General features: G+C 65.0%; 7 protein-coding genes. 4 read left to right on the forward strand and 3 right to left on the reverse strand.

Annotated features, from left to right (window positions below):
- Positions 1-247: 247 nt before the first annotated feature.
- Both HLA95_RS26255 and chrA read left to right on the forward strand, forming a co-directional pair.
- Positions 248-1,069 (forward strand): chromate resistance protein ChrB domain-containing protein, encoded by an 822-nt coding sequence (locus HLA95_RS26255; RefSeq protein WP_191059753.1) that lies wholly within the window; start codon positions 248-250, stop codon positions 1,067-1,069.
- Positions 1,066-2,457, forward strand: a complete 1,392-nt coding sequence (chrA, locus tag HLA95_RS26260; RefSeq protein WP_191059754.1) for a chromate efflux transporter — start codon at positions 1,066-1,068, stop codon at positions 2,455-2,457. Before HLA95_RS26255 ends, chrA begins: the two co-directional genes overlap by 4 nt.
- A 127-nt stretch (positions 2,458-2,584) precedes the next feature.
- Here the strand turns inward: chrA and HLA95_RS26265 are convergent, their stop codons facing one another.
- Complete coding sequence (locus HLA95_RS26265; protein ID WP_191059755.1) at positions 2,585-2,899, reverse strand: hypothetical protein; 315 nt, start codon at positions 2,897-2,899, stop codon at positions 2,585-2,587.
- A 37-nt stretch (positions 2,900-2,936) separates the two neighbouring features.
- Positions 2,937-3,245 (reverse strand): hypothetical protein, encoded by a 309-nt coding sequence (locus HLA95_RS26270; RefSeq protein ID WP_191059756.1) that lies wholly within the window; start codon positions 3,243-3,245, stop codon positions 2,937-2,939.
- Positions 3,246-4,149: 904 nt separating this feature from the next.
- On the opposite strand from HLA95_RS26270, the gene HLA95_RS26275 reads away from it, so the two are divergent.
- The gene (locus tag HLA95_RS26275) at positions 4,150-4,608 is read left to right on the forward strand and encodes a GNAT family N-acetyltransferase (RefSeq protein ID WP_191059757.1); all 459 of its coding nucleotides are present in this window, start codon (positions 4,150-4,152) and stop codon (positions 4,606-4,608) included.
- Between the two features lie 362 nt (positions 4,609-4,970).
- Positions 4,971-6,266, forward strand: coding sequence for a calcium-binding protein (locus HLA95_RS26280; RefSeq protein WP_191059758.1), 1,296 nt, complete (start codon positions 4,971-4,973; stop codon positions 6,264-6,266).
- Positions 6,267-6,387: 121 nt separating this feature from the next.
- Here the strand turns inward: HLA95_RS26280 and HLA95_RS26285 are convergent, their stop codons facing one another.
- Complete coding sequence (locus HLA95_RS26285; RefSeq protein ID WP_191059759.1) at positions 6,388-6,699, reverse strand: hypothetical protein; 312 nt, start codon at positions 6,697-6,699, stop codon at positions 6,388-6,390.
- Between the last annotated feature and the right edge of the window lie 1,034 nt (positions 6,700-7,733).

Raw genomic sequence — 7,733 nt, forward strand, 5'->3', positions numbered from 1 at the left:
CCAGGCCGCGTCCGACAGCCAGTACAGATGTGCCATCCGCCATACCCTCCTCAGCCTGCGTCCCTGATCAGTCGACTAAAAGCCATGAAGCTGCAGAAGGTTGTTTGAGTTCCCTACCTAGGTGATGGCTCGCACGGCTTGACGTGCCTGTTAGGGCTCCTAGCTTCTTTCCCATGGGGAAGGCGATCTCCCCACGAGGCGACAGCCGAAGCATCGCGTCCCATCCCCTTTCTTGGGAGGACGCGCCATGGCGTCGACCACCACCATCTCCACAGACAAGCTGCTCCGCCTGATCGGGACGCCCAAGTGTCCCGCCCTGATCGACGTGCGCATGGAGGAGGACTTCGCGTCTGATCCGCGTCTGATCCCCAGTGCCCGCCGACGCCCGCATGACCAGGTGCAGAACTGGGCGGCATCGCTGCAGGGCCGCACTGCCATCGTGATCTGCCAGCAGGGCCACAAGCTGAGCCATGGCGTTGCCGCTTGGCTGCGCCATGAGGGTATCCCGGCCGATGTGCTGGAAGGCGGCTTCGAGACCTGGGGCACCGCCGGCCTGCCGACGGTGCCGGAGGCCAAGCTGCCCAAGCGGGACCAGCAGGGCCGGACTGTCTGGGTCACCCGCGCTCGCCCGAAGGTCGATCGGATTGCCTGCCCCTGGCTGATCCGGCGCTTCGTCGATCCAACCGCCGTGTTCCTGTTCGTCATTCCTGCCGAGGTCATAGCGGTTGGCGAGCGCTTCGATGCCGAACCGTTCGACATCGAGAACGTCTTCTGGAGCCATCGCGGCGAACGGTGCACCTTCGACGTCATGGTCGAGGAACTGGGCCTCGGCACCGAACCGCTGCGCCGGCTGGCGACCATTGTGCGGGGTGCCGACACAGCTCGCCTCGATCTGGCACCGCAGGCAGCCGGCCTACTGGCGGCTTCGCTCGGGCTGTCGCGGATGTACGCGGACGACCTCGAGCAGCTCGAGGCGGGAATCGCGCTGTACGACGCGTTCTATCGCTGGTGCCGGGATGCCACCGACGAGACGCACAACTGGCCCAACGTGAAGGCAGCTGCTCCATGAACGGGACGATGGAGGGCACTATTGCCCCTGATGCTGCCCACGCCATCGATGCCGAGGCAGCGCTGCCGTCCTTGGCGGAAGCTTTGCGCGTCTGGCTGAAGATCGGGCTACTCTCCTTTGGCGGACCTGCCGGGCAGATTGCGCTCCTGCACCGGGAGGTGGTCGATGACCGGCGCTGGATCGGCGACCGGCGCTTCCTGCATGCTCTGAACTTCTGCACCCTCTTGCCGGGGCCGGAGGCCCAGCAGCTCGCCACCTATCTTGGCTGGCTGATGCACGGTGTGCGTGGCGGGCTGGCCGCCGGCATCCTGTTCGTGCTGCCGGGCGCGGTGGTGATGCTGGCGCTGTCGCTCCTCTACGCGACCTTGGGCGACGCCCCGCTGGTCGCGGCCTTGTTCTTCGGCCTGAAGTGCGCAGTGCTGGTGATCGTGGTCGAGGCGCTGCTGCGCATTGGCCGGCGGGCGCTGAAGGGACGAGCAGCCTGGACGCTGGCGGTCGCCGCCTTCATCGCCCTGTTCTTCCTCAACTTGCCGTTCCCGCTGGTGGTGCTGACAGCCGGCATTATCGGCTATCTGGCGCCCACAGCCTTCACACCCGGCAGCCATGGCGCAGCCAAGAATGATGCCCCAGCCCTGATCGATGCGGTGCTGGCGGCTGATCCGGACCGCCCTGCCCGGCTGGCCGCCAGTGCACGCCGCGCCGGCTACATTGGCCTGACGCTATGGCTGGCGCCGGTCGCCCTCCTGCTGGCCACCGCGGGCGGGACCTATGCGGACATCGCCTGGTTCTTCTCCAAGATGGCGGTGGTCACCGTTGGCGGCGCCTATGCGGTGCTGGCCTATGTCGCCCAGGACGCGGTGGAGGCCTATGGCTGGCTGTCGGCCCACGAGATGCTGGCCGGGCTCGGCTTGGCCGAGACCACGCCGGGGCCACTGATCCTGGTGCTGCAGTTCGTGGGCTTCCTGGTTGGCTTTCGGGCACCCGAGGCCGTGAGCGGGATTCCCGGCGGGATCGTCGCCTCGGTGCTGGTGCTGTGGGTGACCTTCGCGCCCTGCTTCGTGTTCGTGTTCCTGGGCGCACCGTTGATCGAGCGGCTGCAGGACAATCGGGCGCTTGCTGCCGCGCTCGCCGCGATCACCGCCGCCGTGGTCGGCGTTGTTGCCAACCTGGCGGTCTGGTTCGGGTTGCGGGTCTTGTTTCGTGAGATGCAGACCATGCAGGCAGGTCCGCTTGCCATGGACCTGCCGGTGCTCACCGCGCTCGATCCGGTGGCACTGACGCTGGCTGCTCTGGCGGCCCTCTGCCTATTCTATCTGAAGCTGGGGGTGGTGAAGACCCTTGGGCTTGCCGCCGTAGCTGGATTTCTCGTGCGGCTTGCCCTGGGTTGATCGGCGAGCACGGCACCCTGAGCAGAAGGACGCTGCGCCGCACCGTACTCAACTGAGTGAGTGCTATACTTTCGGCGCGAGCGGCTAGGCAGCGCAACCCTGCGCAGAGCCGTTCGCGCCTTTCCGCTTACTGGTTCTGTTGCCGCTTCTCGGCGATCGCCACCGCCACCTTCCGCCAGCCACCATGATCAGGCTGACTGCGCAGCTGCTGGCGGCGCTCTTCCCGCTCGTAGTTCGCCCACATCTTCTGCTCCGCCATGGCAGTGGCAACGCAGTCGGCGATGGCGTCGACCAACTCGGCCCGCTCGGCCGGCGGGCACTGGAGCTGGTGCCGGTAGGTGCGCTGGAGCCGCCGCCGCTCGATCGCCGCCCGGACCGCGGCGCGGAAGGCCGGCCGGGTCTGATCGGGTTCTGGCCTCGATCCGCAGGATCGTCCGACCATGTCCAGGCCGATCCGCCAGCAAGCTGTCGCGGGAACGTTAATCGTCGCGGTCGCTCAGGTCATCGGCCGGGTCGGTGACGTCCACCAGGAAGACGACAAAAGCTTCCCCGTCGTCATCGTCGCCGGGATCGTTGTCCCCCATGCTGTCCTCGAACACCGAGCGTTCCTCGTCGGTGGCCGCGCGCAGCCGCAGCTCGGCTTGGCCGTCCCAAAGGGGCTGCCCCTCGTGCTCAAGCACCATGAGGTCCTCCTGGAAGGCCTCGTCGTTCAGCCACGCTTCGGCCTCGTCCCGGGTCGGGACATCCACGACCGCCACGGGCCTGCCGGCGATCTCCAGCGTGTACATCGTGTTCGTCCCTTCCTGTCCGACCTGCTCCGGATCGCGGAGCTAGGGCAAGCCGGGGCCAGGGCAAGCCCATGCGGCCGCTCACCCGCCATGCCTGGCCGCTTCCTGCTCCTCGATCGCCAGATGCTCTTGCTGCAGGTGCAGGCCCCTCCATGGTGGCGAGCAATGCACATGAGTGGGTGGTGTCGTAGCCGTTGCGGTCCAGCTCGGCGATCAGGGTGTGCGCTGCGCGGCGACGTGCCGCCGACCTTCCTGGACGTGCCGGCGGGCCTGCGCCAGCCTAGTCTCAGGATCGAGCATGGTCGTTGCTCGGGCCAGGTATCGGCCAGCCTTCTCAAGGACGCGGACACCAAAGTTGCCTGGCCACGAACGGCCATGGGCTGGCGGGCGGTCGATCGGGACACACCCGCAAGGAGGCTGCATCAGCCGCCGACAGGTGGTTGCAGCAATTGCCGGCTGCCGTCGGATCTCCGATCCCATCGTGGAACCAGATCTGGCAGCGAAGATACAACTGGATGCGATGCTGTGCGTTCTGCGGATGCAGGCCGCCAGCCGTGTCCGCAGGAATGTTGCTGAGGTCACAAACAGATCTGGTCGCAAAGATCAGCTGCATGACATCAGGGCTGGTCTGCGCCTGCAAAGGAAAAGGCGATAGACAGACCGCCGCACAAGCCAGAGATAAATAAGAAAACAATCTTCTAGACATCGCAATTCTCCGCCGAGGATTGTTCAAATTAATCCGATCTCCTTCTTTGGGAATCTTAGGGATGCTAAGAAGAAACTTAGCATATTATTGTGGGTGGGAGAACACGACGCTGACGGCTGGCCAGGTTTACGCTGGGCCGAGGCGGCGGTAGAAGCGATCCTTGGGTAATTACCCACGGGACATGGCCGGGAGGCATTCATGGAAATCCGCGAAGCCACCGAGCGTGACGATGATCTGTTCGTCCGGCACTATCCGGCCGACTGGGATACGTTTGGCTGGCCCGAAGAGCGTTTCCAACCGGATGCGGCGGACCGTGTTCGGCAGTACATCCAGGACAAGCGTGCCCGTGGCGATCTGGGTGGGTTCGTTGCCATGGACGGCGACAAGGTGGCGGGTGCCCTGGCGTTTCACCTGAATTACTCGCCCTATCCGCGCATCGTCCGGCCAGCCTACCTGCATCTTGCCTATATCTGGTGCATGCGCGTCGAGGAGCCCTATCGCGGTCGGGGGATCGGCCAGCGCCTGATCGAGCACACGGCCGACCATCTGCGCTCGCTGGGCTGCACCTCCATGGTGCTGCACTCCGTGCCGGACGCCCGAGGCTTCTATGAGCGGACGGGCTTCGCGCCGGCCACCGAGTTCCGCCGCGCCTTGTGATGGCCGCTCAACCGGTCCGCGCAGCGCAAGTTGTCGAGCATCCAGCCGGATAAGTTGAATCGGCCCTTGGCAAAGTCGCTAACCGCTTGGCCACGGCGAGGATTGCCGACCAGATTCCGCGTCTTGCGGTGACTTCCCGCCCTGCTTCAGGTGATGCGTTATGGTGGATTGGGGGATATGGGGTGGGGCGGCACCTGGCCCTGGCCGACAAGCGTTTCGGCGCTGTGACGTTCCAGCTGCAGAGGAGGATCTGCCAGCTCCTGCGACGTGTAGGAACATTGATCATTTTATGAACTAGTAGACATGTTCATCTTGCCAGCCAAGGCCCTAACCAAGGCGGTTACCTCTAGGAGCAAGCGCAGATGGCGGTGGTGACCGGCACGATCAATGACGACCTCCTCAAAGGGACCAGTGGCCGCGACTGGATGGCTGGTTTGGAAGGGGACGACCAAGTCCGCGGCCTGGGCGGCGACGACGTGATCGACCTTGGCCCGGGCGACGACCTTGCCCATGGTGGCAGCGGCAATGACCTGATCGAGGGCTCGATCGGTGATGACCGCCTGCTGGGCGATGCAGGCGACGACATCCTGCGCGGCAGCGACGGCAACGACAGCCTGATCGGCGGGACCGGCAACGACACGCTGCAGGGTGGGTGGGGCGACGACGCGCTCTGGGGCGACCAGGGCAACGACCTGCTGCTGGGCGACATCGGCGTTGACCTGATGCATGGCGGGGCCGGCGACGATCGCCTGCAGGGTGGGCAGGGCGATGACCGGCTGTACGGTGGTCCAGGCAGCGACACGATCTTTGGCCAGGAGGGCAACGACTACATCACCGCTGAAGGCGAATCCCACATCGTCGCCGAGGGCGAGCACATGCTGTACGGCGGTGCTGGAGACGACCAGATCATCGCCGCCTACAGCAAGAGCACCATCTACGGCGGCACCGGCGACGACGATATCTTCCTAGGTGAGGAGGATATCGATCTTTCTTCCTACCCCTCGGCCACGGTCGATGGTGGCGACGGCAACGACCGGATCAACGGTGGGCAGGGCGACGACGTAATGCGCGGCGGCACCGGCAACGACTTCATCGATACTAGCCGCGGCAACGACCAGGTTAGCGGTGGGGCCGGCGACGACATCTTGTGGGGCAGAGGCGGCAACGACCTGCTCAACGGCAACACGGGCGACGACAAGATTGTCGGCGGCAGCGGCCAGGACCTCATCACCGGCGGCAGCGGCAGCGACCTGTTCGGGGTCTGGTTCGCCTCTTCGGACGGCTTCCAGAGCATCTCCGATTCCACGGTAACCGAGGCCGACGATATGATCCTCGATTTTACCCGCGGGCAGGACAAGCTATTGATCCGCTTCCAGGCGGAGCGAAACCCGGATGGCTCAGGCGGCGGCACCTATCTCACCACCTTCCAGGACCTCGACACCGACGGCAACGGCACGCTCGGCACCGGCGATGCTGGCATTTCCTTGAAATCCATCAGCCACGGCGGGCAGACCAAGACGTCGCTGGTGATCAACGCAGAGCATTTCGACTTCCAACAGCTCGTGCCCAGCACCGGCACGATCACCCTGTTCGGGGTCACCACGCTGACTGCGGCCGACATCGATTCGACGACGCCCAGCCAAGCGTTCTTCGGCTGATCAACCGGGCAGGATCGGCGGGATGGGCAAGATGCCCATCCCGCATCCTAGACTGAAAGCGGCAACTGCTGGGTGAGCTGGTTGCAGGATTACGTCAGATCGGGCCGGTCCTATGCGCTGATCATGCCGCCCGTCGCTGCTCACGGCTTGGGTCGATCTCGGTGGCGAACTCCAGCCGGTCGAACCAGGCCTGCACCGCACATAGGCCAGCCGGGCCCCGCGCCCGTGGCCCCACCGCCAAGACCGTGGCGGCAAACCGCACCACCGTGACGTAGCCATGCCAGTCGGCGGTCAAGCGGAACGAGCCCTGGATGGTCTGGCCGACGACCAAGGGCGCGCTGGTCCGCACCATCATGTCCTCCTGGCCGATTACCTGGGACCGACCAAAGCCTCCCTCGAAGTCGATGCGTAATTCGATCGGATAACTGATCATCTTGGGCCGCTCGCCAGGGCTCGGGTCAATTCTTACAATAGTCAACTGGTAGAATATTTTCCGATGACCGGCAAGATAACCAGGGTTATAGTCCGGTATATGCCTATATGGTTTGGATATATGCCCGACAGATCCAACATCGCCAGCAGATATCAAGGGGCAAGTTTTGAAACCATCTAAGCGAATACTAAACGGGCGCAAGAACAGTCAATTGAGCGGCAAGGCTGGCGATTGAGCGAGCTTGCCGGTGCCCAGCCGGTCCGGAGGTTATGGCGGATCGGGGTACGGGTATGGGGTGAAGGTGCGGCCCGTCACCCGCGCACGCCGCTCCAGCGGCGCTGCAGCAGCCGTTCCAGGATCAGCTCCAGGCAGAACAACATTTAGGCCACCTGGCCCAGCCCCGCGCCCTGCCGGCGCAGCCGACCTACCTTGGCCCGCTGGCGGCGCAGCCGCCGCTCGGCATGCGGATCAACCGTTCCAGCGGGACCAACTGCATCAGCCGCACCCCACCTCGATGGTGCCACACTAGCGCCACCTGCGGCGGCGTCGCTAAGCCAGGATAGAACGGCGGCCACTTGCCATGGCCGGGAGCGCCAGGTCCTTCCCTTGGCAGGACAGCGCGCAGCACCGACATGAGGAGAACCCGGCAAAACCCGGCAGGGAACTCGCTGCTTCCTGCAGGTTTAGTCGTGGAGAACTTGCGCCGGCGTCACATCCCCCCAGGAGCGCCGGCGCTTTTGTGTTTCTAGAGCCAGGGGCGCGTGGATCCAGGGGTGGGCGGCACGGGCCTGCTCCGATGCGACCCACCTGCCACAGATCCTGGCGGGGCGTCCGCCCCGGAGATGACCGGCTCGTCCGCCATCCGCAGGATCCCGGCTAGGCTCGGGACCATGCCTGCCTGGTTTCTGCGCCGGGTGCTGCCGCTAGGTGTGGGGTCCCGCAGTGTGGTGGTACAATGGATCACCATGCGGCAAGGGAGGCGCTATGGGCCAGGTTCTTCACGGCAGCGCCCGTACGACGGAGGCGGTCCGTCG

This window comes from Geminicoccus harenae, from assembly GCF_019800005.1.
GTDB lineage: Bacteria > Pseudomonadota > Alphaproteobacteria > Geminicoccales > Geminicoccaceae > Geminicoccus > Geminicoccus harenae.

Excerpts from the sequence above, each read along its gene's own strand:
- HLA95_RS26255 (WP_191059753.1), top strand. The coding sequence starts at position 248 with ATGGCGTCGACCACCACCATCTCCACAGACAAGCTGCTCCGCCTGATC.
- chrA (WP_191059754.1), top strand. The coding sequence starts at position 1,066 with ATGAACGGGACGATGGAGGGCACTATTGCCCCTGATGCTGCCCACGCC.
- HLA95_RS26265 (WP_191059755.1), bottom strand. The coding sequence starts at position 2,899 with ATGGTCGGACGATCCTGCGGATCGAGGCCAGAACCCGATCAGACCCGG.
- HLA95_RS26270 (WP_191059756.1), bottom strand. The coding sequence starts at position 3,245 with ATGTACACGCTGGAGATCGCCGGCAGGCCCGTGGCGGTCGTGGATGTC.
- HLA95_RS26275 (WP_191059757.1), top strand. The coding sequence starts at position 4,150 with ATGGAAATCCGCGAAGCCACCGAGCGTGACGATGATCTGTTCGTCCGG.
- HLA95_RS26280 (WP_191059758.1), top strand. The coding sequence starts at position 4,971 with ATGGCGGTGGTGACCGGCACGATCAATGACGACCTCCTCAAAGGGACC.
- HLA95_RS26285 (WP_191059759.1), bottom strand. The coding sequence starts at position 6,699 with ATGATCAGTTATCCGATCGAATTACGCATCGACTTCGAGGGAGGCTTT.